Genomic DNA, 25248 nt, shown 5'->3' with positions numbered 1-25248 from the left:
GGTGCTAGGAAGCAAAGAGTTCGTCGAAAGCGTCTTCCAGGAAAACCGCACCCTCTTTGGCCCCAAGCGCAAAGACGGTGCCCGCCGCCTCAGCGAATGTGACAGCGAGCTGTTTTCCCTGCGACAATTACGTGTGCGGGCAGTGGACTAGGGGATGAGCGTGCCCTGCTGCCGGTCCTTCATTTTTCCATCTATCATCTTCTCCCGCTCAGCAGATTTCGCGCATGCTCACGCGCGGATTCGAGCTTTCCGCCAAGCATCCGGGCGAGCTCTTCGATGCGCTCTTCGTTGGCGACTTCGCGGATGTGGGACTTGGTGCGGTCACCTTCGATCTCCTTGGTGACGACGAAGTGGCTGGCGGCCAGGGAGGCGACCTGCGGGAAGTGGGTGATGGCGATGACTTGATGCGTGCTGCCGAGGGAGGCCATTTTGTGGCCGACTGCTTCGGCGATGTTGCCGCCGACGTTGGCGTCAATTTCATCAAAGACGAGGAGTGGCACGGCATCCTGTTTGGCCAGGGCACTTTTCACGGAGAGCAGCACGCGGGACATTTCTCCGCTGCTGGCAGTGAGGCGCAGGGGTTTCAGCGGCTCGCCGGGGTTGGGGGCGAACTGAAAGTCCACTTCCTCCAGGCCGTTGCGAGATGGCTCGTTGAGCGGGGCCAGGTGGGCTTCGAAGACGCTGCGTTTGAAACCCAGGTCGGTCAGGTGGGCGGCCACTTCTTTGGCCAGCTTGGGGGCGGCTTCAGCGCGTTTTTTGGTGAGCTGCTTGCCCAGCTTGTCCACGTCGGCCCGGCGGTCCTTGACCAGCTTGGCCAGGCGCTCCAGCTCGTCGCCACGGTTTTCGATCCTGGCCAGCTTCTGCTCGGCATCCTTTTGGAATTCGATGATGGACGCAACGGTGGGGCCGTATTTGCGCTTCAGGGTCTGGATGGTGTGGATGCGCTGGTCCAGTTGCGCCAGCTCGGCGGGGTCGGTTTCCAGTTCGTCGGCGTATTCCTGGACGCTGCTTTCCAGCTCTGTCAACTCGATCTGGGCGGACTTGAACCCCTCAAACATGGCGGTGGTGCCGGGGTCTATTTTTTCCAGCTCATGGATATGGCGGCCGATCTCGCGCAGGGCGTCCAGAATGCCACCTTCGCTATCACTGAGGCGGCTGGTGATGGCGGAGCAGACTTCGGCCAGGCGGGCGCCGTTGGCAGCGATGCGGTGCCGGGCTTCGATCTCCTCTTCCTCACCGGGCTTGAGGCCTGCGGCTGCGATTTCCTGGGCTTGGAAGCGCAGCATGTCCTCCTGCTGGCTGCTGCTGCGCTCGCTGTTTTCCAGGTCATCCAGCTCGGTCAGAGCACTGCGCCATTGCTGCCAGGTGGCCTGGTATTTGGCCAGGATGTCCTCGCAGCCGGTGTATTTGTCCAGCATCTCAAGCTGGCGGTCCTGGGAATGGAGGGACTGATGGTCGTGCGGGCCATGCAGGTCCACCAGGTGCTCTCCCAGGGCCTTCAGCACGTGGATGGTGACGGGAGAGCAGTTGACGAATTGTTTGTTAGCGCCGCCGGTGCTGATGCTGCGTTTGATCAGCAGCTCGCCATCCTGGCAGGGATCGAGACCAGCTTCCTGCAGTACCATGTCCAAGGCGCGGGTATCCCGCAGGTGAAAGCTGGCCTCCACGGTGCAGGTATCCTGGCCGTTGCGGATGAGGCTGCGGTCAGCACGCTCCCCCAAGATGAGTTTTAAAGCACCGACGATGATGGACTTGCCAGCGCCGGTTTCACCCGTCACGCCGATCAGACCGGCCCGCAAATCCCAGGTGACATCCTCGACGAGAGCCAGATGACGGATTTTGATGAAGGAAAGCATGGGTGGGATAAAAGAGGATGCGCCGAGTATGGAAAGAGTACGCTGCATTTCAACTACAAGTACCATTCATTTGAACACGAAAAGTGCGTCAGAGATGAATCTCTGACGCACTGACAATGAATAAGATCAAGGGCGAAACAGAAACCTCACTTGGCCAGGATGGCCTGGGTCTCCTCCAGCACCTCTGAGGGGATGGGATAATAACCGTCTTTCACCACCACCTCCTGCCCGTCCTTGCTCTGGATAAATTTCACAAACTCGGTGGTGAGGGTATCCAGGGGCTCGCCGGGTTTTTTGTTGATGTAGATGAGGAGGAAGCGGGCCAGAGGATAATCACCGCTGATGCAGTTATCATAGTTGACCTCAACGAGGCTGTCTTCGCTTTCGCCGATGGGCAGGGCGCGGACGCCGGAGGTGATGTAACCGATGCCTGAATAACCCAAGGCAAACTCATCGGTGCTGATGCCCTGGATCACTGCGGAGGACCCTGGCTGCTCCTTGACACTGCTTTTGAAGTCGCCCTTGCCGAGAGCATGTTCCTTGAAGAAACCATAGGTGCCGGAGGCACTGTTACGACCGAAGAGGGAAATGGCGCGACCTTTCCAGGCATCCATGCCAAGCTGGCCCCACTCAGTGATGTCAGCCGGAGCACCGAGCTTGCGGGTGGAGGAAAAAATGGCGTCAATCTGCGCCAATGTGAGGCCTCTGAGGGTGCTGTCTTTATGGGCAAAGACGGCCAGGGCATCCACGGCCACTTTGATCTCCGTTGGCTTGTAGCCGAATTTTTTCTCGAAGGCGTCAATCTCCTCCTGCTTCATCTCGCGGCTCATGGGGCCGAGCTGGCTGGTGCCGCTGATCAGCGCGGGAGGCGCGGTAGCGGAGCCTTTGCCCTCGATCTGGATGTTCACATTGGGGTATCTCGCCTTGAAGCCTTCCGCCCACAGGGTCATGAGGTTGTTCAGTGTATCGGAGCCGATGGAGATGAGGTTTCCAGAAACACCGCTCACCTGTTTGTATTCAGGGATGGCAGGATTTATCTCGGTTCCCTGGGCCAGGGCAGTCAGGCTGAGGGCAGCGAAAAGGGCAGGTCGGATCTTCATACGATGGGGCGTTGGATAAGCTCAGCACAAATGGCTGAAGGTTTGTCACATGGCTCGAAAAGACATGTGACAGTTTTGTCACATTCATCCTGCGTGCGTGACAGGAATGTGACAACAAGGGCGGTTGCCAAGCCCGCCAGTCCAGTCATGTTATGTTCCGCTGCATGGCCATCCGTGAAAAGAACCCCGTCTCACACCTGCCCACCTCCATCCAGGTGCGGAATGTGGATTTCTATTATGGCAGCAAACAGACGCTCTTTGACGTCTCGCTAGACATTCCCCGTCACCAGGCCACGGCCTTCATCGGCCCGTCGGGCTGTGGCAAGTCCACCCTGCTGCGCTGCTTTAACCGCATGAACGACCGGGTGGATGGCGCAACCGTGAAAAGCGGCTCGATCAATGTGGAGGGGCAGGACATCCACAGCCAGGCGCTGGATGTGGTGCAGCTGCGCCGCCAGGTGGGCATGGTCTTTCAGAAATCGAATCCCTTTCCCCGCAGCATTTACGAAAACATCTCCTACGGTCTCGCCCTGCATGGCGAGAAACGAAAAGACTACCTGGACCATGTGGTGGAAGAAAGCCTGCGTGGTGCGGCTCTGTGGGATGAGGTGAAGGACCGCCTGGATCAAAGTGCCTACGGACTTTCGGGCGGTCAGCAGCAGCGTCTTTGCATCGCTCGCGCCATCGCCGTGAAACCGCAGGTGCTGCTGATGGACGAGCCCTGCTCAGCCCTGGACCCTATCGCTACCGCGAGGGTGGAGGACCTGTTTCACCAGCTCAAGGAGAAGTATACCCTGGTCATCGTGACGCATAACATGCAGCAGGCCATGCGCACGGCGGATTACACGGCGCTGTTCTACCTGGGGAAACTCGTGGAATATGACGAGACGATGAGCCTCTTTGAGAATCCGAAGGAAAAGCTGACGGATGATTATGTGCGGGGGCGGTTTGGGTGAGTTGTAAATCTCATATATTCAAATCATGATGCGTTGATGCGAGATTGACGCTGGGGTTTGGAAGGGGTAATTTCACCCCATGCCCGTCCGCCCCAATGTCCGATCCGAACTCGAAGCCGCCATGCGCCAGCGCATCCTCGTCATTGATGGGGCAATGGGGACGACGATTCGCGGTTACGGGCTCAAGGAAGCCGATGCTCGGGGGGACCGCTTTTTGGACAACGAGAAGGACCTGCTCAATAACGGCGACATCCTTTCCATTACCCGGCCTGACATTATTGAGGACATCCATCGTCGTTTCTTGGAAGCCGGGGCGGACATCATCGAGACCAACACCTTTTCCGGGACCAGCATCGCTCAGGCGGAGTTTTTCCGCGAGGTGCCGCATGGCCGCCGGAAGGATCCGGAGTTTTTCCAGGAAATGCTGGAGGACAAGTTTCTCAACGACATCGCCTGGGAGATCAATTTTAACTCCGCGCAGCAGTGTCGGAAGTGGGCGGATTTGATCGGTGAAAAGACGGGCCGCAAGCGTTACGTTGCCGGAGCCATCGGGCCGCTGACGGTATCTCTCTCGCAGTTCCCGGACCTCAATGACCTGAGCTTCCGCTACGTCACCTTTGACCAGGTGAAGGCCGCCTATGCCCACCAGATCCGCGCCTTGATCGCCGGCGGAGTGGATACCTTGATGGTGGAGACCATCTTTGATTCCCTGAATGCCAAGGCCGCGTTGGTGGCCATCCGGGATGTCTTTGACCAGGATTGTGTGGAGCTACCCATCCAGATTTCTGCCGCTGTCGGCCCTGGTGGTGAGACGATGATTTCCGGCCAGATCACGGAGGCGTATCTGAACGCGATGCGGCATGTGAAGCCGCTGTCCATTGGTCTAAACTGTTCGTTAGGCCCGGACAAGATGCGCCCGTTCCTGGAAGAGCTGGCGACGAAGGCCGATTGCTTCGTTTCCGCCTATCCGAACGCCGGTATGCCCAACCCGCTGGCACCCACGGGCTTTGACCTGCTGCCGCCGGACATGGCCGGATACGCCACTGACTTTGCCAAGAGCGGCTTCGTGAACATCATGGGCGGCTGCTGCGGCAACACGCCCGAGCACATCGCCGCCATCGCCAAGGCGGTGGAAAATCTGCCACCGCGTGAAGTCGCGCATCCTGAGCCCAATATGCGCCTCAGCGGCTCGCAGCCCTTCGTACTCAGGCCCGGGGCGAATTACCTGATGATTGGTGAGCGCACGAACGTGGCGGGATCACCGAAGTTCGCCAAGCTGATCAAGGAAGGCAAGTTGGAGGAAGCCGTGACCATCGCCCGCCAGCAGGTGGAAAACGGGGCCAACGTCATTGATGTGTGCATGGATGAAGGCCTCATTGATGGCGTGCCGATGATGACCAAATTCCTCGTGCTCCTGCAGACGGAACCGGAGGTGAACAAGGTGCCCATCATGGTGGACTCCTCCAAATGGGAGATCATCGAAGCCGGCCTGAAGTGCCTGCAAGGGAAGGGGATCGTAAACTCGATCTCCCTGAAGGAAGGCGAGGAAAAGTTCAAGGAATATGCCCGCAAGATCAAGCAATACGGGGCCGCCACGGTGGTGATGGCCTTTGATGAAAACGGTCAGGCCGCGACCTATGACGAGAAGATCCGCATCTGCGAGCGCGCCTACCGCATCCTGGTGGACGAGGTGCAGTTCCCGCCGGAAGACATCATTTTTGACCCCAACATCCTCACCGTGGCCACCGGCCTGGAGGAGCATAACAACTACGCGCTGGATTTCATCAACGCCACCCGCTGGATCAAGGAAAACCTGCCCCTGGCCAAGGTAAGCGGCGGGGTCAGCAACATCAGCTTCAGCTTCCGCGGTAACAACAAGGTGCGCGAGGCCATGCACAGCGTGTTCCTGTATTATGCCATCAAGGCCGGCATGGACATGGGCATCGTGAATGCCGGCATGCTGGAGGTTTACGAGGAAATCCCCAAGGAGCTGCTGGACAAGGTGGAGGACGTCATCCTCAACCGCCGCCCGGATGCCACGGAGATCCTGGTGGACTATGCCGAGCAGTTCAAAGGCCAGGCTGGAGCCGCCAAGAAAAGCGAGGTGGACATGTCCTGGCGTGAAGCCCCCGTGGCCAAGCGCCTGGAGCATTCCCTGCTCAGAGGCATCACCGATTTCATCAACGAAGACACGGCGGAAGCTCTGAAAGAACTCGGCAAGCCCCTGTCCGTTATTGAAGGCCCGCTCATGGACGGCATGAGCGTCGTGGGGGACCTCTTCGGAGCTGGCAAGATGTTCCTGCCGCAGGTGGTCAAAAGCGCCCGCGTGATGAAGCAGAGCGTGGCCTATTTGCAGCCCTTCATGGAAGCCGAAAAAGCCCGCAAGGCTCGTGAGCGTGAGCTGCTGGTGGAAATCGCTGCGAAGACGGCGGAGGCTCTCCAAACAGGTGACGAAGTCCGCGTAGTGGAAGGTTTCAGCTATCTGCCATACCCCGGCCTGAGCCTGGAAGAGCGGCGTGTGGAAGTGAAATTTGCTGCAGAACTGGCGGCTGATTTGGAGACGGCCGAAACCGAATACAAACGCCGTTTTGGCATTATCCTGGACCGCAACAGTGTACAGGAAATGAGCCCCGACTACGCCGCCACCCGCGAGAGCCGCCAGCGCTGGAGCGTCGCGACTCTGGAGCCTGCCGGGGCGTTTGTGGACTGGATGTTTCATCGCAGCCTGGAGGCCGCCAAGCCAAAGGACAGTGTCATTTTTAACGCAGGGGGACAAGGCAGTGGCAAGACCACCTCTACTCGTCACTTGAAGGTGACAGGTAATGCCTTGGTCATCATGGATGGAACCTTGCAGAACCATGCAAGGTCCTTGGCGCATTTCCGTGCTGCCCTCGGAGCAGGCTGTTCCGTCGAACTGCGTTTTGTTTATTGTAAGTGGGACCATGCTGTTCGCAATATGGCCCAACGTGCAGCCAAGGAAGCAGGGCGTGTGGTGCCTCTCAGCCGCGCGGCCAAAGGCCACTATCAGGCGGCACGCACAACGCTGAAACTTTGCGGTGAATTTGCAAATACTACAGATTTTGATGTGTTTGTGGTCGAAAATTGCGTGGGCGCAACGCCGCGTTCACGCAACCTTGCCTGGCTCTCTGAGCATTTGCACAAATCCGTTGAAGAACTCCTTAAAACCGGCAACACTACCCTTGAAAATGAATTCAAACTCCACAGCGACGATTCCGATTACCACGGAGGACTCCTGGCGCAATTTCAAGCCGCGCCTCAGCCCCGAAGTGGCGGAGAGATTTCGTCAGATAGAGCAGGGCACCCTGGAAGCACTTCGTCAGGCGTCGGCTTCAGGCAGCCGGGTGATGGAGGAGCCGGAAGAGGCTCCGATGCCCCGGCCCTGACCGCCGCTGATCTCATCCCCGCCGAGGCTGCAAAGCAGGGCGGAGGCAAGATCGTCCTCGCGACGGTGAAGGGAGATGTGCATGACATCGGCAAGAACATCGTCGGCATTGTGCTGGCATGTAACGGCTTTGAAGTGACGGACATGGGCGTCATGGTGCCTTGCGCCAAGATCCTGGACAAGGCCGTCGACGTCGGCGCGGATGTCATCGGCCTCAGCGGTCTGATCACGCCTTCGCTGGATGAAATGGTCCACGTGGCTTCTGAGATGGAGCGCCTGGGAATGAAGCAGCCTCTGCTCATCGGCGGTGCCACCACCAGTGCCGCGCATACGGCCATCAAGATCGCCCCTCATTACAGCGGTCCCATCGTCCATGTGCTGGATGCGAGCCGCAGTGTGCCGGTGACCACCTCTCTCATCAGCGAGGAGCAGCGTGAGGATTTTGTCGCCAAAAACGAAGCCCGCCACGTCCGCCTACGTGAGGAATACGGCAAGAAAAAAGACCGCCTGCTTCTCAGCATCGCGGAGTCACGGGAAAAGGGATACAAGTGTGACTGGACCGCGCAGGACATTGCCAAGCCAAGTTTCACCGGCACCCAAATCCTTGAAGGCACGGACTTGGTGGCGCCTTTGAGGCCCTACATTGACTGGTCTCCCTTCTTCCATTCCTGGGAGCTGCGCGGGCGCTGGCTGACGGCGGAAGGCCGGTTTAATTCCGCTCATGAAGACGCGGAGTTGAAGATCCAGGCGGAGGAGCAGGCGCTGAAGCTTTACCAGGATGCGAATGCTCTGCTGGACCGGATTGAAAAAGAAAACCGTTTCACTCCTCGCGGAGTCTTCGGGTTCTTTCCGGCCAACAGTTGCGGCGATGACATTGAAGTTTATTCCGATGAGTCTCGCACCCGCTTGCTGGCCGTCTTTCACACCCTGCGCCAGCAGGTCATCAAGAAGGAGAAGCCTAACTTCGCGCTGAGCGACTATGTCGCACCCAAGGAAAGCGACTTGGAGGACTACATCGGCGGATTTGCCGTGGGCATTCACGGGGCGGATGAATTCTCCAAGGAATTTGATGCCATCAACGATCCCTATAGCGCCATCATTGTGAAAGCCGTGGCGGACCGGCTTGCCGAGGCCTTTGCTGAATACCTGCACCAGCAGGCCCGCTTTGCCTGGGGTTATGAAAAACCGGGCGACCTTACCCATGAGGAAATGGTGAAGGAAAAGTATCGCGGCATCCGCCCAGCTCCCGGTTATCCTGCGCAGCCTGACCATACGGAAAAGCCAATCCTGTTTGATCTCTTAAACGCCACCGCCCTGACCGGTGTGGAACTGACGGAAAGCATGGCCATGCACCCCGGCAGCGCCGTCAGCGGCTTGTACTTCAGCCACCCGGAGGCGCATTACTTCGGCATCAGCGTGGTCGGCAAGGACCAGGTGGAGGACTATGCTGCGCGGAAAGGCATGACAGTACCCGAGATGGAAAAATGGTTGGGGCCGTGGTTGGGATACTGAGTTTCACCCGCGCCCTCCCCGGTGTGCGTAAAAAGACTTCGCCATATCTGCATAGCGTTCACATCATGATTTGTATGATAATTGTGGTGAAAACGGATTAAAAAGTGTAAATCATCCGGTTTTACAAATTATTTACTCTTCCAGCTGCTCCCTCGCCCTCTGAAAAAGAGTATCATATGGCGATGCGATTGAGTCTATTCACTGATTATTCCCTGCGAGTGCTGATTTTTGGAGCGGTGAAGGAGGGGCCGTTTCCACTTCATGAGGTCGCTGATGCATACAACGTCTCCCGGCACCATCTGGTGAAGGTGGTGAATAACCTGACCAAACAAGGGTATCTGAATACACGTCGGGGCCGGGGTGGCGGCATCGAGCTGGCGATGAAACCGGAGGACATTCAAATCGGAAAGCTCGTCCGGGGCACGGAGACCAGTTCCCCATTGGTGGAGTGTTTCGATCTGAAAACGAATACCTGCCCGATTCATTCCTGCTGTGGATTGAAGGGGGCCATGTCGCAGGCATTGGGGGCCTTTTATGGAACGCTGGACCGCTATACCCTGCAGGACATCCTGGGTGGAGGGAGGAAGGAGTCTTTGAAGCAAATTTTGTTAGCTCCTCGACCGACTAGACAAGAAGATCCTCTGGAAGAGGGCTTGGCAAAGGATTATGAGAGCACTTCTGTAATGACGGTACCTTTGTCGCCGATGGTAAACGGGCGGTTGCTGGGTGACATGACAATCTGATTCACATCCATGCCCATGGCATGGCCCACCGTACTGTGGAAATCCTGGATGCTGACCTGCTTGTCAGCGGGGGCGAAGCCGTCCTTGTCACTGGCACCAAAGATGGTGCCGCCTTTGACAGGGCCGCCGGCCAGGAGGGTGCTGAAGACTTTGGGATGATGGTCACGGCCATTCCGGCTGTTGATCTTGGGCGTGCGGCCGAATTCTGAGCACAGCACCACCATCGTCGTTTCCAGAAGACCGCGAGATTGCAGATCACTCAGCAGGGAGGACAGGGCGGTATCCAGCAGTGTGCCATTGTCCTCCATGGCGTCAGCGATGTCGTTGTGCATGTCCCAGCCGCCGTGGGCCACTTCTACAAAACGCACCCCGCGCTCCACCAGGCGGCGGGCCAGCATGCAGCCCTGGCCAAATTTGTTCATGCCATACTTCTCACGGGCGGCGCTGTCCTCTTCCGTGAGGCGGAAGGCATTCAGATCCTCCGTGCTCAGCAGCTTCAGCGTATCATCATAAAAATCGGTATAGGCCTTGAGGTTGGTATCCTCAAATTTGGCGCGGAAACCGGCATCCACCTTGTTCAGCAGGGCCAGGCGCTTATCAATGAGGTCCTTGGGCGCGCCGAATTCGGCATACTGGAGACCGGCCTCCGGATCGTGAATGGGCAGCGGGCTGTAAGCGGCGGAAAAGAAGCCATTGCCAGCCTCCGGCGCACGGCCCACACAGACGGTGGAGGGCAGGGACTGGCTGCTTTTACCCAGCAGCTCCTGCGCCCAGGCGCCCAGCACCGGGTGCTTGATCGTGCCGCGCTGCTCATAGCCGGTGCGCATCAGGTACTGGCCGGAGGCATGAACCCCGGTTTTGGAGGTCATGCTGCGGATGATGGCCAGCTTTTCCGAATGGTCTTTGGCCAGCGTCGGCAGGAAGCCGCCAAGCTGGTAACCGGCCTTCGTCTGGATGGGATCTCCAGGGCCTTTGGTATCGCCCGTTTTGGGGTCCAGCGTGTCAATGTGGGACATGCCGCCGATCATCTGCAGCCAGATGACATTCTTGGCCTTGCCAAAACCGGGCAGCGATTTCGCATCGCCCGCCGCCTGGCCTTTCAGGAGATGCGGCAGCAAAGTCACCCCCAGGGTGGTCTTGGCCACATGCTCCGCGAACTGGCGTCGCGATAGGCAGTCGAGGGATCGGAGGGAAGTGTTCATGGCTTGGGGAAAGGGTACAGATTACTGCACAAAGACAAACTCACGGGCATTGAAGAGCACCCAGCAGAGGTCGGCGGAGCTCAGGCCGGCATCGAAGGCCTGGGTGGCGGCGGTCATTTCCTCTGTAGTGGGTTTGCGGGAAAAGAAGCTGTAATAAAGAGACTCCACTTTTTTGGCCGTTTCAGCCTCGCCCATGGCGGTGGCCAGGACGAGCGACTGGGGATTTTGCAGCACGTTCTGGGCTTCGCCGTTCATGAGCATCAGCACCTGAGGGATGCTGCCTTCGAAGGTGTTGCTGTCGGCGATCTGGCGGTCGCTTTGGCCGAACATGCGCAGGAAGTGGCCGTCACGCTCCGGCTGGCGTAGCTCAGAGGCGCGGGCCAGGGCGAGGCCATCCATCATCTTGGGCCGGGTGAAGTCTTCTTCGGCTTCATCCGCCATCGGCTCCATCATCTGCGCGCGGCGGTTTTTCTTTTTGGCATTCGGGCCTTTGGCTTTGCCGCCGCCCAGGGGGCCGTCGGCCATGCGGCGCATGGACTGCATCTCACCCAGCTTGGTGACGATCTGCGCCGGGGTGATTTCAGAGACGTTGAGAGCCATGACCTCTTTATAAGGATCAGCACGCTTGAGCTTGAAGCCGTCCACCTTGTCCCCGATGGCCAGCGTCACGCAGGAATCCCATGCCTGCTCGGCCGTCATACGGCGCAGGATGGGGCCGGGGAAATAATAGGGCTCGCCCAGGGCCAGCTCGCGGGTCACGGCCTCGCGCTGATAAGTCTGGGTGTTGCAGAGCAGGCGCATGAAGGCGCGAATGTCGAATTTCAGGCGCACCATCTCGCGGCCCAGATGCTGCAGCAGCAGCGGATTGCTGGAGGCGCTGGGATCATCCAGATCTGTGACCGGCTCTTTGATGCCGACGCCGAAGACCTGCTTCCACAGGCGGTTGGCGATGGTCATGGCAAAGCGCGGATTGTCCGGGCTGGTCATCCAGTCGGCAAAAATATCACGAAGCTGGCTGTCATCATCGGCTTTTTTCAGGGCGGTCTCGGCGTTCTGGTAGCAGCGCAGGCGGCGGTCATCCTTGGTCCAGGTGACGAGCTTTGGTGCGACGCCATCCCCTGGTTTGCCGTCCTTGTATTTGTAGTCATCCGGCAGGGTGACATCATTTTTTTTGCCGTCGGTAATCGCCAGGGAGTTGACGTCAAAAAGGCGGCGTGCCTGCTGGTATTGCTGTTGGGTCAGCTCCGCACGCAGGTCGCGCATCATGGCGCGCGGAAGGTCGCGGTTGTAGGTATCGGAGGAGCCAAAGAAGGCGGCCATTTCATAAAACTGGCGCTGCGTCCAGTCGGCAAAGGGATGGTCATGGCACTGGGCGCAGGAGACGTTGGCCCCGAGGAAGGTGGAGAGGGTGAGGCTGAGGTTGTCCAGCCGCATGCCACGGTCACGTAGCAGATAGCCGGCAGCGCCGTTGTCCAGGAGCTTGCCATCGGCCACCATCATCTCGCGCACCAGCTCATTCCAGGGGCGGTTGTTGGCGATCTGCTCCTTGAGCCATTCCTGGTAGGAGAAGAATTTCGCCTTCTGCGCATCATCCGCCACGCGGAGCATGTCGGAAAAGTAGTTGAACATGTGGGAGGAGAACCCGTCGCTGTTGACCAAGGTGTCTATGACATTGGCGCGCTTCGCGGCGCTGGTGTCAGCCAGGAAAGTCATCGTCTCCTGGCGGGTGGGGATGCGGCCGGCGAGGTCCAGATAAACCCGGCGGATGAACTGCTCGTCACTGGCCAGGGCATTGGGTTGTTGGCCGGCTTTTTGCAGCCCCATCAGGACGCCCCGGTCAATGGTGGCGGCGGACTGGGCCAGACCGGTGTTCTTTTGGATGCCGAGGCCTTCGGGCTTCAGGGTGGCGGCCACTTGCTGGTCCTCAGGAGTGAGGTTGGAAAGGGGGAAATCAAACATGCGCCCGTCGCGGGTCTGCAGGTAGATTTTGCCTTCCTCAATACCGCGAAACGTGGCTTCCACCTTGCGGCCCTGATTGTCCTGCCAGACTCGGAAATTGGTATTGCCATCCGGGGCGGCAGTTTGGGCCGTCACCAAGAAGGCGGGCAAAAGAGCACAGAGGGCAAGGGATCGGGCTTTCATAAACGTCTGAGGGCGGGGTCACCCTTATAACAGAACGTTTGGACCGAAGTTGCGTTAGAATATTCCCGAAGCCGCCTTGGCCTCACGGTTCGTTATTGCGCTGCTGCCAGGTCAGGCCTTCCAGTTCGCGGGCGGGTTTGCCCGGCAGGAAAAAGCTGAGCACCCAGGCGATGGCGATGGTCACCACACAGCCGACGCTTGTGTACCACAGGAACGAAACCTTGATCACCTGTCCGTCTGCCGCCTCTCCCCGCCAGAGGACGCTGAGTAGCGAGGCGGCAAAACCGATCACAGTGCCAATAAGGATGCCCTTGGCCGAAACGCGGCGGATAAAGATGCCGCAGAGGAACATGCCCAAAACCGGCCCGCCAACGAGGCCGATGACCGTATTCGTGGCTTCCACCAGATTGCCCAGTTTAGAGACGATGAAGGCCAGGGCGATGACCATGGACCCGTAAAGAACTGTCCACAGCCGGGCCTGGAAGATCTGCTTTTCATCTGCTGGCAGCGGCTTGCTGGTCAGGCGTTGCTGAAAATCCACCATGGTGGCGGAGGCCAGGGAATTGAGCCCTGCGGAGATGGTGGACATGCTGGCGGCAAAGATGGCGGCAATGAGGATGCCCGCCATGCCCGTGGGCAGCTCATGCACCACGAACCAGGGCAGGATCTGGTCAGACTTCAGGATCTGGCCGTTGGCGAGGGGATCCGGCACATGGTTGTAAAAGGTGCGCAGCACGCAGCCGGTGCCATAAAACAGCACCAGTACGGGGATGGTGACGATGAGCTTATACCAAAGCCCTCTTTGCGCCGTTTTCAGGTCCCGCGCGGTCATGTAGCGCTGTACTGCCACCTGGTCCGTGGCCATTTGAATCAGATTCAGTACCGCTCCGCCGATGAGGATGCCGGCCCAGGTATAAGGGATGGTGGGATCCAGGCTGGCGATGGGGGTGGGCTGGCCGTGAGTCTTGGCCACCTCAATGACTTCTCCAAGGCCGCCAGGGATCTTGCCCAGGGCCACAAAAAGGATCACCAGCTGGCCACCAAACAGCACGCCAAACTGCATCACATCCGTCCAGATGACCGCCTTCATGCCGCCCATCATGGTATAGAGCGTGGTCAGGATGCCGGTGGCCAGAATGGAGAATTCCAGCGGCAAACCGGTGGCCTGTTGCAGCGCCAGCGCCGGGGCATACGTGGCCGCCCCCAGCCACAGGAGCACGCGCAGAATAAACAGGCCTGAGCCAAGGAGCCGCACCGGCAGGGAAAAACGCTCCTCCAGATAGTGATAAGCGGTGATGAACCGTGACCGGTAAAAGAACGGCAGGATGAAGATCGTCGTGACCGGCGTCGCGATGAAAAAGGAGAACAGGATCCAGCCAAATGCCGCCCCGTTTTTAAACACCTCCCCCGGCCCACCGATGTAGCTGATGCCGGAAAACATGGCCGCCATCACCGAGATGGCCACGACCACACTGCCCATGCTGCGGCCTGCCAGGAAGAAGTCCTTCATCGTTCGCTGCTCTTTCACAAACAGGACGCCGATGAGCACGGAGGCCAGGAGATAGATACCAAAGAAAATATAGTCGAGTGTGGCGAAATGGCTCATGCGGGAGAACAGGGCAAAGACAGATGACGGCAGGTAGAAGAGACGGGCTGAAAACGGAATGTCTTGCCGACGGATTGGCCGTTGGGCGTCATAGCCGAAACCTGTCCGTCTAGGCGGCCTCGGCAGAAAGGAAGGCGATTGGCAGGTTGGATGACAAACTGGCCTTGTGCAGAGCGTTCGTGTCTGTCATTCCTTTCCTTCCTATGTCGCGTCTATCTCTTGTCTCTCTCGCCTGTGCGGTTGTCTTTTCCCTGGCCTCTGGCCGGGCCCATGAAGCGGGCCTTCAGATGGCGGAGGTGGCCAATGTGCTCCTGCTTTCCCTCAATGATGAGCAGCGCGCCAAGGCGACCTTCAAGTTTGAGGATGAGGAGCGCATCAACTGGCACTTCATTCCGCGTGAGCGCCTGGGCCTGTCCATGAAGGAAATGACCCCGCAGCAGCGCCTGCTGGCCCACGCTTTGATGAATACCGGTCTGGGCTTTCGCGGTGCCGCCAAAGCGGTGACCATCATGTCCCTGGAGGAAGTGCTCTTCCAGATGGAGAGCGAGGATGAATCCAAAAAGGCCACCGCGCGTGAACGCCGTGACCCAGAGAAATACTTTGTCAGCATCTTCGGCACTCCAGACCCCAAAGGCACCTGGGGCTGGCGCATCGAGGGCCATCATATGTCCCTGAACTTCACCATCAAAGACGGCAACCTGCTGCGCGCCACCCCTTCCTTCATGGGCACCAATCCCGGCGAGCTGCGCCAGGGGCCTTTGACCGGCCTGCGTGTGCTGGGTAAGGAAGAAGACCTGGGCCGTGAGCTGGTGAAGTCCCTGGACGAAGCCCAGTTTAAAAAAGCCCTGGTGGATGAAGTCGCCCCCAAGGAGATGCTGACCGCTGCTGAAAAGCGCGTGGATCCCCTCAAGCCCGATGGCCTCGCGGATACCGATTTAAACGCCGAACAGAAGGCCAAGCTGCGCGAGATCATTGACGAATACCTCACCCGCCTGCGCCCCGAAATCGCCGCCGAAACCTGGGCCGAGATCGAGAAGAGCGGCCCCGTTCACTTCGCCTGGGCCGGTGGCAAAGAGCGCGGTGAACCCCACTACTATCGCGTGCAGGGCAAGACCTTCCTCATCGAATACGACAACGTCCAAGGCCAGGCCAACCACCCCCACAGCGTCATCCGCAGCTTCGACGGCGACTTCGGCCGCGACCTGCTCGCCGAGCACTACAAAGAAGCTCACTCCAAGTGAGGTTGGGCGGATGGTTTTGCGGGGAAGTTTGGTTTAAAGTTCTGTTTTGTTCCCAGCCTTCGTCATTTAGCTTTCACCTCCTCCACCCACTCCTTCACCGCTCGCTGAATCTCGCCTGCGACATCGGCACGGGCTTTCGCAAAGGGTGGCCTGAACCAGGGGAAGCTGCCGATGAGGTCGGGGGTGACAAGGACCTGGGCATCGGTGCCTGATCCGGCTCCGATGCCAATGGTGGTGGCCTTCACCTGAAGGGTGATCTCGGTGGCGACTTCGGGCACCATGCTTTCCAGGACGATGGCGGAGGCTCCGGCGGCATCCAGGGCGAGGGCATCGGCGATGAGCTGCTCGGCCTGCGCGGGGGTCTTGCCCTTCTTTTTATACCCGCCTTCCTCCACCACACTCTGCGGCAGCATGCCGATGTGGCCGACGAAGGGTATACCCGCTTCAAGGATGGCGCTGATCTGAGGGATGAAGGGTACACCGCCTTCCAGTTTCACGGCATCAGCCCCGGCTTCCATCAGCAGGCGGGCATTGGCCAGGGCCTGGGCGGGGGTGTCATAACTATGGAACGGCAGGTCGCCAATGATGGGCGCCCGTTTCACGCCACGGCGCACAGCGGCAATGTGATGGAGCATCATTTCCATGGTAACCCCGGTGGTGTCCGGCAGGCCCAGGACCACCATGCCGAGGGAATCGCCGACGAGGAGAAGGTCAATGCCGGTCTCGTCAAGGAGGCGGGCGGTGGGATAGTCGTAAGCGGTGAGAACGGTGACGCGTTCACCGGCTTGTTTTTTCAGGGGGAGTTCGGCGAGGGTGGTCAGCATGGCGGGGGAGGGGAACCATTCGCAGGAGCGGGCTCAGGTCAATGCAATGCAGGAGCGGCGTTCTTACAATATGGAAGGGCGTGCTTTCTGAGCGCATAAAATCTGCTTATATTCACGTTCCCGTCTCACACTCATGCTCACCTTCGACGCCCACCTTGACCTCAGTCTGAATGCTTTGGAATACAATCGCGATCTGCGCCTGCCGGTGCATGAGATCCGCCGCCGGGAGGAAGGGATGAAGGACATCAAAGGGCGTGCAGCAGGCACCACCGCCTTCCCGGAAATGCGCAAAGCGGACATGGGCCTGTGTGTGGCCACGCAGCTGGCCGGGTGCATGGTGGGCCCGCGACCCATGGCCAACTGGATGTCCTCCGAGCAGGCCTATGCGCAGACGCAGGGCCAGCTCGCCTGGTATCGCGCCATGGAGGAAGACGGCCAGATGCGCCAGATCATTGATCTGCGCGGATTGGATGCGATGGTGAAGTTGTGGACGGACGGGACGCCGAATGAAGGCAAGCCCATTGGCTACATTCTGAGCCTGGAAGGTGCGGACAGCATCCGCAGTGTCGGCCACTTGGAGCGGCACTGGGAGCAAGGGCTGCGGGCGATGGGGCCTGCGCACTATGGAGTCTGCAAATATGCGCTGGGCCATGATCAGGTGGGCGGACTGCCCAAAGGCGGCAAAGAGCTGATCCAGGAGATGGACCGGCTGGGCATGATCCTGGATGTGACCCACCTTTCCGACGGCTGCTTCTGGGAGGCCCTGGATATCTTTCAGGGCACCATCTGGGCCAGCCACAGCAACTGCCGCGCCCTGGTGCCGGATGTGCGGCAGTTCAGCGATGAGCAGATCAAAGCCCTGATCGAGCGCGGCGCAGTTCTTGGAGCAGCATTGGATGCCTGGATGATGATCCCCGGCTGGATCAAAGGCCAGACAACTCCGCAAAGCTCCGGCCTGAAACTGGAGGTCATCTGCGACCACATTGACCACATCGCCCAGCTTGCCGGGAATACTCTGCACTCGGGTATAGGCACCGATCTGGATGGCGGCTACGGCATCGAACAGACCCCGGAAGACCTGGATACCATTACCGATCTGGTGCGCATTCCCGACATGCTCGCGAAGCGTGGGTATACCCAGACAGACATCGAGAATGTGATGCACGGGAACTTCTTGCGGGTGCTGAGGAAGGCGTGGGCGTGACGGAAAATGACTTTAGAAGTGGTTCGCAGCGCGTATGTTAACCCGTTCACTCAAAAGACCGCCATGATTCTGGAACTTGACCTGCCTCCCGATCTGGAACGCCAAGCCCATGACATTCCCGACATTCAGCAGAGGCTGATGTCGTTTGTCAGGCATCAGGTGGCCCTTGAATCATGGCGAAGCCATCACGGCAGTGACCGGGCGAGGCGCTTGGTGGATCAGGCAATGGCGGACGGGGATGCGTTGCAGAACCAGGGCATTGATCGGGAAGCTGCCTTTGCGCTGCTGGAAGAGGCGCATCAACGGATCAGCATTCAGATGATGGCGTAGCGGGGAAGAAGAAAGTGCTCAGCCAAATACTGGCGATTGCGAGGGTGTTAGGAAGAGTAACTTTTAATGCACAAGTGGCGATGGATCCGGCGGGGGCTTCCAGCGTCCCTCCGGGACGCTTTGCTGGTGGATCGTGGGTTGTCGGCTGTCCGGTGGTTCACGGTCGCTACGCTCCCTCCACCACCGGCTATCTTCCAGGGTCCCTCCGGGACCGGGGAGGACGCAGGGGAATCATTGTGGCTCAATAACATGTGCAGGTAGTTATTCAGAAGTGCGCAGTGCGCGGATTCTATGAACTGATCACTGAGCACTCCTGCCGCCTTAACCAAACAGCTCCGCCACAGGCTTCCCGCCATCGGTAATCGGCACCGGGCGGTCGCCGTCGTAGAGTTCTTTGGAGGGGTTGATGGCGAGGGTGGCGAGGACGGTGGCGAAGAGGTCGGGGACGCTGCAGGGGGCTTCGACGGGGGTTTTGGAGAGGTCGTCGGTGACACCCCAGGCGCCGTGGTGCTTGAGGCCGCCGCCGGCGAGGACGACGCTGAAGGTGCTGCCCTGATGGCCGCGCCCGCCGCCGCCATCGTAGCTGGAGGGGCGGCCGAACTCGGTGTTGACGACGATAAGGGTCTTGTCCAAAAGGCCCTGGGCTTTGAGGTCGGTGATGAGGGTGCTGAGTGCCTGGTCGAGATCCTGGATGAGCAGGTGCTGCTTTTGCTGGCCCTGGTTATGCGTATCCCAGCCGGTGCCGTTGACGAAGTTCAGGTTATGCGAAACCTCGATGAAACGGACGCCGCGCTGGATGAGGCGGCGGGCCAGGAGGCAGCGCTGGCCGAACTCGCTGCCGTAGGCGGTGCGCAGCTCGCCCTTCTCGGATTTCAGGTCGAAGACCTCCATGAATTTGGGGCCGGCCAGCTTCAGGCTTTCGCGCAGGGAAGTGTCGTATTCATTGAGCAAGGGGCCGGTGCGGAGGTCCTTGGCGCTGTCGCGCATGGCATGGAGGAGCTGCTCACGGCGGCTCTGGCGGGTATCGGCGATGTGCTCGGGGCGCTTCAATCCGGCGGGGCCGGCATCGGTATCCAGGAGGTATAAAAAGCCGGCTTTGGCACCGAGGAATCCGGGGCCGCGTGAGAAGTTGGGATAACCAATAAGAACGTACGAAGGGACGCCGTCAGTGACGGGGCCGCGCTCGCTGGCGATCATGGAACCGAGGGATGGATAAACCGTGGTGCCACTGACACTGCGGCCAGTATGCATGCGGTTGGAGGCGGCGGCATGCTCATCAATGACGTCATGGTTGACGGTGCGCATGGCGGTGATGTTTTCCATAAGGCCGGCGCAGCGGGAGAGATGCTCGGTGACCTTGACGCCGGGGACGGAGGTCTCGATGGAAGGATAGTCGCTGCCGGGTTTCTTGTCCTTGGCGCTGCCCATGGCCTTGGGATCCCAGGTGTCCACCTGCGAGGCGCCGCCGCCTAACCAAATGTGGATGCAATGCTCCGCCTTGCCCATGGGGAAGTGGGCGACGTGGGAGGACTCTTTGGCGAGGAGCGAAAAGCCTGATTGCGCGGCGAGTCCGCCAGCGCCGGCGAGCTTGAGAAAGGAACGTCTTTTCATGATGAAAGGGCAGTAAAAATGGGATCAGGGAAGGTGGACGAACTCGGGGGAATTGAGGGTTGCCCAGACCATGTCTTCGAGCAGCTCGCGCCATTCGGCATTGAGGGCGGTGGTGGGCGGATCGCCTTCACGGGCGCGTTTTTCCATTTCGATTTTGATGCTGTTGGCCCCGGCGGAAAGGTGGTTGGACCAGGCGACGTATTTGAGGGGCTTTTGCTGGACGGGCGGCGGGCGCTTGCCTTCGGGGATGATGCGCTCATTGAAACCGGGGCTGAGGAATTCAGTGAACAGGGCCAGTTCTTTATCCGTAGGATGGCGGGTGAGCAGGCGGAGGAAGACCTGGTCAATGAGCTGCGCCGGGGTAAGATCCGGCTGGAGGGCGATGGCGGTGATGGCGCTGTCCTCGCTCAAGGTGCTGACCCAGCGGCCCAGGATGCCGTTGGCGATGATGGCGGGCTGGCGGACGTTGGGATCGGTCTCGCGGACGCTTTTCGGTTCCTGGCGGCTTGGGCGCCAGCCAAAGTTTTCCAGCACGTCCACAATTGCCTGGGCCTTGGGGATGGCGAGGCTGGGGCGGTCGCGCTCATTGGACATGGAGGTGAACTCCCAGGCACGGCGGGGGATGCCGAGGCTGATCATGGCCTTCTCCGACTGGGTTCCGTCGTTGTCCATGGTGAGCTCTTCGGAATCGAGGTCCTTGCCCACGGAAGCGAAGAGGGAATCCACAAGCTGCTCGGCCGTCATGCGACGCTGGACGGGGGCGGCGAAGGTGGGCGGGGCACCGGGAATTTCCGGACGTGTCTGCCTCTGGTAGGCCTCAGAATTGAGGATGAGGCGCTGAAGAGTTTTCATGTCGTAACCGCTGGAAACGAACTCTTTGGCGAGCCACTCAAGCAGTTCGGGATGGGAGGGCTTGGAGGCTTCCCAATCTTCCACCGGCTCGACAAATCCACGGCCGAGAAGCTGCTTCCAGATGCGGTTGACGATGACCTGCGCGAAGCGGTCGTTGTGCGGGGAGGTGATGATGGCGGCGAGCTGGGCGCGGCTGTCTTCTTTGGCGGTGGCCGGGGCGGCCTCGCTGGCGGAGAGGAGCTGTTTTTCAAAAAGCTCCGGCCAGGCAGGTTCGATGATCTCGCCCGGCTTGAGGGTGATCTCGATGAGAGGCTTGCGACCGGCGAAGGTGGTCAGGGGCACCGAGGAGGTGGCCGGCAGGGTGATGGGCTTGCGGCCAAGCATGGCGGCCATTTCAAAAAGGTCGCGCTGCTTGGACTGGTGATAAGGGGAATCGTGGCAACGGGCGCAGGTCATCTCCTGGCCGAGGAAGGCGGTGCTGAGGATGTGGGCCTTGGCGGCCATGGGCACATCGTTTTCAGCGGCGAGGCTGAAACCGGCGGGGCCTCCACCAAGGACGCTGCCCTCCATCATGATGAGCTCGGTGACGAAGCGGTCCATGGCGAGGTTGTCGCTGAGGGCTTCATGGATCCAGAAACGGAAGGGGCCGGAGTTGTTAAGCGTCGGCTTGAGGATGTTGGGGTTTTCCGCGAGGACGTCCTGCCAGTAGGCAGTCCAGTGGTCGGCCCAGCGGGGATCTTTCAGCAGGCGGTCAATGGCCTGGCTGCGGCGGCTGGGGGAATCTGTGGCGAGGAAGGCAGCGATCTCCTGATGGCTGGGGACGACACCGACCGTATCCAAGGTGACACGGCGGAGGAACTCCAGGTCGGCGGTCAGCGGGGCAGGCTCGATCTTGCGGGCGGCGCTGGTGTAAGAAGCGCCTTCTTTGATCCAGGCGGTGAGGAGCTGGCGGTCTTTTTCGGGAAGGGGATCGCCCTTCGGAGGCATGATGTCATCGGTGGCATCGGGGTGGATGATGCTGATGAGGCGGCTTTCTTCCGGCTTGCCGGGGACGATGGCTGGCTCGCCGGATTCGCCACCGAGCATGGCCGCTTCGAGGGTGTTGAGGCGGAGGTCACCTTTGGCTTTCTCCTCGTGGCAGCGGTAGCAGTTTTCCGAAAGGATGGGCTGGATGTGCTTGGCGAAATCAATGCCGGTGGCGCTGTCGTCGTTGCTGCCGGAGGCCTGTTTCCATGAGGCGGAAAGGAGGGAATCAATGCCGGGCTGCGATGGGGATTTTTTGGTGGTGGCGATGGCGCGGGCTTCGCTATGGCGCTTGGCCCAGAAGGCATCGTGCTTTTGGCGGAGGGCGAGGCGGTTTTTCTGGTCGAGCGAGGTGTAGTAGCTCATGCGCTCTTTGCGATAAGCGGCCCAGCCGGCATCGGTGAGGGGGATGGCGCGGTCAGTGGGGGTGAGGAGCAGATGCCGGCCATCGGGGCTGAGGAGGCTGAGGCTGGTTTCGCCCAAGGTGGTGCGGACGCGGCCATTGCCGGCGAGCATTTCCAGGATGTAAACGTGGGGCTTGCCGTCGCTGTTGATGGTGAGGCGGGTTTCGCGGTCGCCAGGGCCGAGCAGGCGGAGGGCGGGGCCGCTGGATTCGGCTTCCTCATGCTCCACTTCGTTGTGGGCACCGCCGCCGGATTTGCCCAGGGCGACTTCGGCGATGATCTTGCCATCCATCCACAGGCGGGCCTGGCCACGAGCGCGGAAAAGCAGGTCCTGCTTGCCCGCAGGCAGGGTGACCTGGGCCATGGCGCGGAGGAGGTAGGGATTGCTGCGCTCTGCGCGGACGCCGGGGGCGATGTATTTTTGGGCGATCTGGAAGAAACCAAAGGCATCGTCCTCATAGACATCCGTGGGGGCAGGGAAGAGGCGGGGCCACTTGGCGGTCTTGCCGAGGTTCTCGACGATCTCGACGCGGACTTTTCCTTCAGGCAAGCCGGTTTTTGGCAACTGAGGTGTGTAAGGAACGATGGGGTAACGCTGGGCGATGACCTTCGATGACAGGGTGGTGCGGTGGAGCTTCACCTCATCCATGAAACCGGTGAAGGTGACGCTGGGCTGCTTGCTCATGGAGGTGCCGAGCCAGATTTCATCATCATCCACGACGGGGGCCTGTGTGGTGGCACCGCCCATGTCCCAGGCACCGGGCATGGCCTCGCCGTCCACATAGGCGCGGATGGAGTCAGGCTTGCCGAAGGTGTAGGTGATGGCGACATGATGCCAGCCGGAGCCGATGCCAAAACCGCCGGTGGTGGACCAGCGGTGCCAGTCGCCAGCATGATCGCCGTCTTTGCGGCTGCGGAAGAGGAAACCGGGGCGGAGGAAACCGCCGCTTTCCCAAAGGCGGAGGGCGTAGTTCTGATTGTTGCTGGCAGCACCGGGATTTTGGGTGCGGCCTTTGCCGAGGATGTAAACATTGCCTCCTTTGGGGACGGCGGTGGGGTTGACCCAGGCCTCGAGGGTGATTTCGTCGCCATTGTCGAAGTCGTAGGGGCTGTTCGCGCCGGGATCGGTGACGCGGATGAGGCCGTGTTTCTCACCGCCAAAACGGGCGGCGCGATTGGCTTCGGCGAAACTGGAGAACTGCTTGGGCGAAGGGCCCTGCTGATCGAAGACGACGGCACCTTCGAGCTTGCAAGGCTGCGAGGGATGGCCGTCGAAGCTCCACTGGGCGACAGGGGCAGGCGCGGGATCAGCGGCGGAAAGGAGGGCGGTCTGGGCGAGTGCGCAGGCGCAGATCTGGAGCAGGATCTTTTTCATGAGTGGTCGGCGGAAAGAATATAAACGCGGGTGGGAAGAGGTTTTTGGCAAATGGGGAGGCCCCACGATCGTGGGGGTGGGGGTGATTTATGATTTGAAGGAATTGGAGGGAATAGGGTGGCGGTCTTTCTAGATCGCATCACTGGGAGAGTGATGAGTACTTTACGGGGACGTTGACCGTTGGCTGAATGGTCTTACTGTGGGCATCCAATCATGAGCCAAGCCCCCGCCATTTCCCCGACCCGCGAGAAAGATTTTCCTGAGTGGTATCAGCAAGTTGTCCGTGCTGCCGACATGGCAGAGAACTCGGAGGTGCGGGGATGCATGGTCATCAAGCCGTGGGGCTATGGGCTGTGGGAGAACATCCAGAAGCAACTGGATGTGAAGTTTAAGGAAACCGGGCATGTGAATGCCTACTTCCCGCTGCTGATCCCGCTGAGCTACCTGGAGAAGGAAGCGGAGCATGCGGAGGGTTTTGCCACGGAGTGTGCGGTGGTGACGCATCACCGGCTGGAGGCGCAGAAGCAGCCGGACGGGACGACGAAGATGATCCCGACGGGAAAGCTGGAAGAGCCTTTTGTGATCCGGCCGACCTCGGAGACGATCATTGGCGCGGCGTTTGCGCGCTGGGTGCAGAGCTACCGTGACCTGCCGCTGCTGATCAACCAGTGGGCCAATGTGATGCGCTGGGAGATGCGGCCACGTCTGTTCCTGCGCACGGCTGAGTTCCTGTGGCAGGAAGGCCATACGGCGCATGAGACGTATGAGGAGGCGATGGAAGAGACCAAGCTGATGCACAAAGTGTATGCGGACTTTCTGCGCAACCACCTGGCCATCCCGGTGATCCCTGGGGAGAAGACAGAGAATGAGCGCTTCCCCGGTGCGGTGAACACTTTTACCGTTGAAGCGATGGTGCAGGACAAGAAGGCGATCCAGGCGGGGACGTCCCATTACCTGGGGCAGAATTTTGCCAAGGCTTCCAACATCCAGTTCCTGGGCCGTGACAATACGCGCCAGTTTGCCCATACGACGAGCTGGGGTGTGAGCACGCGGCTGATCGGCACGCTGATCATGGCGCACGGGGATGATGACGGGGTGATCGTGCCGCCACGGGTGGCTCCGTATCAGATCGTGATCCTGCCGGTGACACCGAAGCCGGATACGCGGCAGGAGGTCATTGATGCCTGCGAGGCACTGGCGAAGACACTGCGGACGCAGGTCTTTGGCGGGGAGCCGCTGCGGGTGCATGTGGACAAGCGCGACCTGCAAGGCGGGGCGAAGAACTGGGAATGGATTAAAAAAGGCGTGCCGATGCGGGTGGAAATGGGACCGCGCGACATCACCAGCCGGAGCGTAGCTGTGAGCCGCCGCGACCAGGGACCGAAGGCGAAGGAGATCATCGGCAAAGAGGACTTCCTGCGCGATGTGACGGAGAAACTGCAGGAGATCCAGGATGCGCTGCTGGCGCGGGCCACAGAAATGCGGAACGCGAACATGAAGAAGATGGACACGATGGAGGAATTCCAGGCCTTCTTTGCGGACAGCGGCCCCGGCGGCTTTGCGTTGATGCACTGGGCGGGCAGCAATGAGGAGGAAGACAAGATCGCCAAAGACATGAAGGTGACGATCCGCTGTGTGCCGCTCAGCGATGAATTTGCGGAGGAAGGGAAGTGTTTTATGACGGGGAAACCGAGCAGCAAGCGCGTGGTTTTTGCGAAGAGCTATTGAGAGGCAGAGGGCGGTACTGTATTCCACACTCTCCGAGTGAGGGGTATGGGCGCTAAGATCGCGAGGGACCTAAATGGGAGCTTCGCGATTGGAAAGGGAAGAGGGCGGCGGTGGTTCTGGATCGCATCACTCGGAG

Annotated in this window: 15 protein-coding genes and 1 pseudogene; 8 read left to right on the top strand and 8 right to left on the bottom strand. The window is 59.8% G+C overall.

Annotated features, from left to right (window positions below; genetic code table 11):
• Positions 1-194: 194 nt before the first annotated feature.
• Positions 195-1856 (bottom strand): DNA repair protein RecN, encoded by a 1662-nt coding sequence (gene recN / locus WJU23_RS15970; protein WP_346333597.1) that lies wholly within the window; start codon positions 1854-1856, stop codon positions 195-197.
• Positions 1857-2002: 146 nt separating this feature from the next.
• Entirely contained in the window at positions 2003-2956 is a 954-nt protein-coding gene (locus WJU23_RS15965; protein WP_346333596.1) for a phosphate ABC transporter substrate-binding protein, read from the bottom strand.
• Positions 2957-3120: 164 nt separating this feature from the next.
• On the opposite strand from WJU23_RS15965, the gene pstB reads away from it, so the two are divergent.
• The 4 genes and pseudogenes from pstB (at position 3121) to WJU23_RS15945 (ending at position 9570) form a co-directional block, all read left to right on the top strand.
• Complete coding sequence (gene pstB / locus WJU23_RS15960; protein ID WP_346333595.1) at positions 3121-3912, top strand: phosphate ABC transporter ATP-binding protein PstB; 792 nt, start codon at positions 3121-3123, stop codon at positions 3910-3912.
• A 79-nt stretch (positions 3913-3991) separates the two neighbouring features.
• Positions 3992-6295: pseudogene (locus tag WJU23_RS15955) on the top strand (homocysteine S-methyltransferase family protein); the annotation flags it as partial.
• A complete protein-coding gene (locus tag WJU23_RS15950; protein ID WP_346333602.1) occupies positions 6275-8827 on the top strand; it encodes a vitamin B12 dependent-methionine synthase activation domain-containing protein in 2553 nt (850 codons plus the stop codon). The pseudogene WJU23_RS15955 and the gene WJU23_RS15950, both read left to right, overlap by 21 nt.
• A 176-nt stretch (positions 8828-9003) precedes the next feature.
• A complete protein-coding gene (locus tag WJU23_RS15945; RefSeq protein ID WP_346333594.1) occupies positions 9004-9570 on the top strand; it encodes an Rrf2 family transcriptional regulator in 567 nt (188 codons plus the stop codon).
• Here WJU23_RS15945 and WJU23_RS15940 read toward each other — a convergent pair.
• The 3 genes from WJU23_RS15940 to WJU23_RS15930 all read right to left on the bottom strand — a co-directional run bounded on the left by WJU23_RS15940 (position 9492) and on the right by WJU23_RS15930 (position 14520).
• The gene (locus WJU23_RS15940) at positions 9492-10772 is read right to left on the bottom strand and encodes a DUF1501 domain-containing protein (protein ID WP_346333593.1); all 1281 of its coding nucleotides are present in this window, start codon (positions 10770-10772) and stop codon (positions 9492-9494) included. The two genes, WJU23_RS15945 and WJU23_RS15940, sit on opposite strands and share 79 nt — an antisense overlap.
• 21 nt (positions 10773-10793) lie before the next feature.
• Positions 10794-12914, bottom strand: coding sequence for a DUF1549 domain-containing protein (locus WJU23_RS15935; RefSeq protein ID WP_346333592.1), 2121 nt, complete (start codon positions 12912-12914; stop codon positions 10794-10796).
• A gap of 82 nt (positions 12915-12996) precedes the next feature.
• Positions 12997-14520, bottom strand: a complete 1524-nt coding sequence (locus WJU23_RS15930) for a sodium/solute symporter (protein ID WP_346333591.1) — start codon at positions 14518-14520, stop codon at positions 12997-12999.
• 203 nt (positions 14521-14723) lie between these two features.
• Here WJU23_RS15930 and WJU23_RS15925 point away from each other — a divergent pair, with 203 nt between their 5' ends.
• A complete protein-coding gene (locus WJU23_RS15925) occupies positions 14724-15761 on the top strand; it encodes a DUF3500 domain-containing protein (RefSeq protein ID WP_346333590.1) in 1038 nt (345 codons plus the stop codon).
• Between the two features lie 62 nt (positions 15762-15823).
• Here WJU23_RS15925 and panB read toward each other — a convergent pair whose 3' ends face one another.
• Positions 15824-16585 carry a 3-methyl-2-oxobutanoate hydroxymethyltransferase gene (gene panB, locus WJU23_RS15920; RefSeq protein ID WP_346333589.1) on the bottom strand — a complete coding sequence of 254 codons (762 nt, stop codon included), beginning with the start codon at positions 16583-16585 and terminating at the stop codon, positions 15824-15826.
• Positions 16586-16718: 133 nt separating this feature from the next.
• Here panB and WJU23_RS15915 point away from each other — a divergent pair, with 133 nt between their 5' ends.
• Positions 16719-17789 (top strand): membrane dipeptidase, encoded by a 1071-nt coding sequence (locus tag WJU23_RS15915; RefSeq protein WP_346333588.1) that lies wholly within the window; start codon positions 16719-16721, stop codon positions 17787-17789.
• A gap of 63 nt (positions 17790-17852) precedes the next feature.
• Positions 17853-18119 carry a hypothetical protein gene (locus tag WJU23_RS15910; RefSeq protein ID WP_346333587.1) on the top strand — a complete coding sequence of 89 codons (267 nt, stop codon included), beginning with the start codon at positions 17853-17855 and terminating at the stop codon, positions 18117-18119.
• Between the two features lie 321 nt (positions 18120-18440).
• Here WJU23_RS15910 and WJU23_RS15905 read toward each other — a convergent pair whose 3' ends face one another.
• On the bottom strand, positions 18441-19730 hold the full coding sequence (locus tag WJU23_RS15905) for a DUF1501 domain-containing protein (RefSeq protein WP_346333586.1): 1290 nt from the start codon (positions 19728-19730) through the stop codon (positions 18441-18443).
• A 24-nt stretch (positions 19731-19754) separates the two neighbouring features.
• Positions 19755-23384, bottom strand: a complete 3630-nt coding sequence (locus tag WJU23_RS15900; RefSeq protein ID WP_346333585.1) for a DUF1553 domain-containing protein — start codon at positions 23382-23384, stop codon at positions 19755-19757.
• A 213-nt stretch (positions 23385-23597) separates the two neighbouring features.
• Here WJU23_RS15900 and proS point away from each other — a divergent pair, with 213 nt between their 5' ends.
• A complete protein-coding gene (gene proS, locus WJU23_RS15895) occupies positions 23598-25112 on the top strand; it encodes a proline--tRNA ligase (protein ID WP_346333584.1) in 1515 nt (504 codons plus the stop codon).
• The last annotated feature ends 136 nt before the right edge of the window (positions 25113-25248 follow it).

The sequence above is a fragment of the Prosthecobacter sp. SYSU 5D2 genome, from assembly GCF_039655865.1.
Taxonomy (GTDB): domain Bacteria; phylum Verrucomicrobiota; class Verrucomicrobiia; order Verrucomicrobiales; family Verrucomicrobiaceae; genus Prosthecobacter.
Note: the sequence above shows the minus strand (reverse complement) of the source record. Positions and strands in the feature narration are given on the sequence as shown.

Coding starts and splice junctions, on each gene's coding strand:
- pstB (WP_346333595.1), top strand. CDS start 3,121: ATGGCCATCCGTGAAAAGAACCCCGTCTCACACCTGCCCACCTCCATC.
- WJU23_RS15930 (WP_346333591.1), bottom strand. CDS start 14,520: ATGAGCCATTTCGCCACACTCGACTATATTTTCTTTGGTATCTATCTC.
- WJU23_RS15925 (WP_346333590.1), top strand. CDS start 14,724: ATGTCGCGTCTATCTCTTGTCTCTCTCGCCTGTGCGGTTGTCTTTTCC.
- WJU23_RS15950 (WP_346333602.1), top strand. CDS start 6,275: ATGGAAGCCGAAAAAGCCCGCAAGGCTCGTGAGCGTGAGCTGCTGGTG.
- WJU23_RS15910 (WP_346333587.1), top strand. CDS start 17,853: ATGATTCTGGAACTTGACCTGCCTCCCGATCTGGAACGCCAAGCCCAT.
- recN (WP_346333597.1), bottom strand. CDS start 1,856: ATGCTTTCCTTCATCAAAATCCGTCATCTGGCTCTCGTCGAGGATGTC.
- WJU23_RS15915 (WP_346333588.1), top strand. CDS start 16,719: ATGCTCACCTTCGACGCCCACCTTGACCTCAGTCTGAATGCTTTGGAA.
- WJU23_RS15945 (WP_346333594.1), top strand. CDS start 9,004: ATGGCGATGCGATTGAGTCTATTCACTGATTATTCCCTGCGAGTGCTG.
- proS (WP_346333584.1), top strand. CDS start 23,598: ATGAGCCAAGCCCCCGCCATTTCCCCGACCCGCGAGAAAGATTTTCCT.
- WJU23_RS15900 (WP_346333585.1), bottom strand. CDS start 23,384: ATGAAAAAGATCCTGCTCCAGATCTGCGCCTGCGCACTCGCCCAGACC.
- WJU23_RS15965 (WP_346333596.1), bottom strand. CDS start 2,956: ATGAAGATCCGACCTGCCCTTTTCGCTGCCCTCAGCCTGACTGCCCTG.
- panB (WP_346333589.1), bottom strand. CDS start 16,585: ATGCTGACCACCCTCGCCGAACTCCCCCTGAAAAAACAAGCCGGTGAA.
- WJU23_RS15905 (WP_346333586.1), bottom strand. CDS start 19,730: ATGAAAAGACGTTCCTTTCTCAAGCTCGCCGGCGCTGGCGGACTCGCC.
- WJU23_RS15940 (WP_346333593.1), bottom strand. CDS start 10,772: ATGAACACTTCCCTCCGATCCCTCGACTGCCTATCGCGACGCCAGTTC.
- WJU23_RS15935 (WP_346333592.1), bottom strand. CDS start 12,914: ATGAAAGCCCGATCCCTTGCCCTCTGTGCTCTTTTGCCCGCCTTCTTG.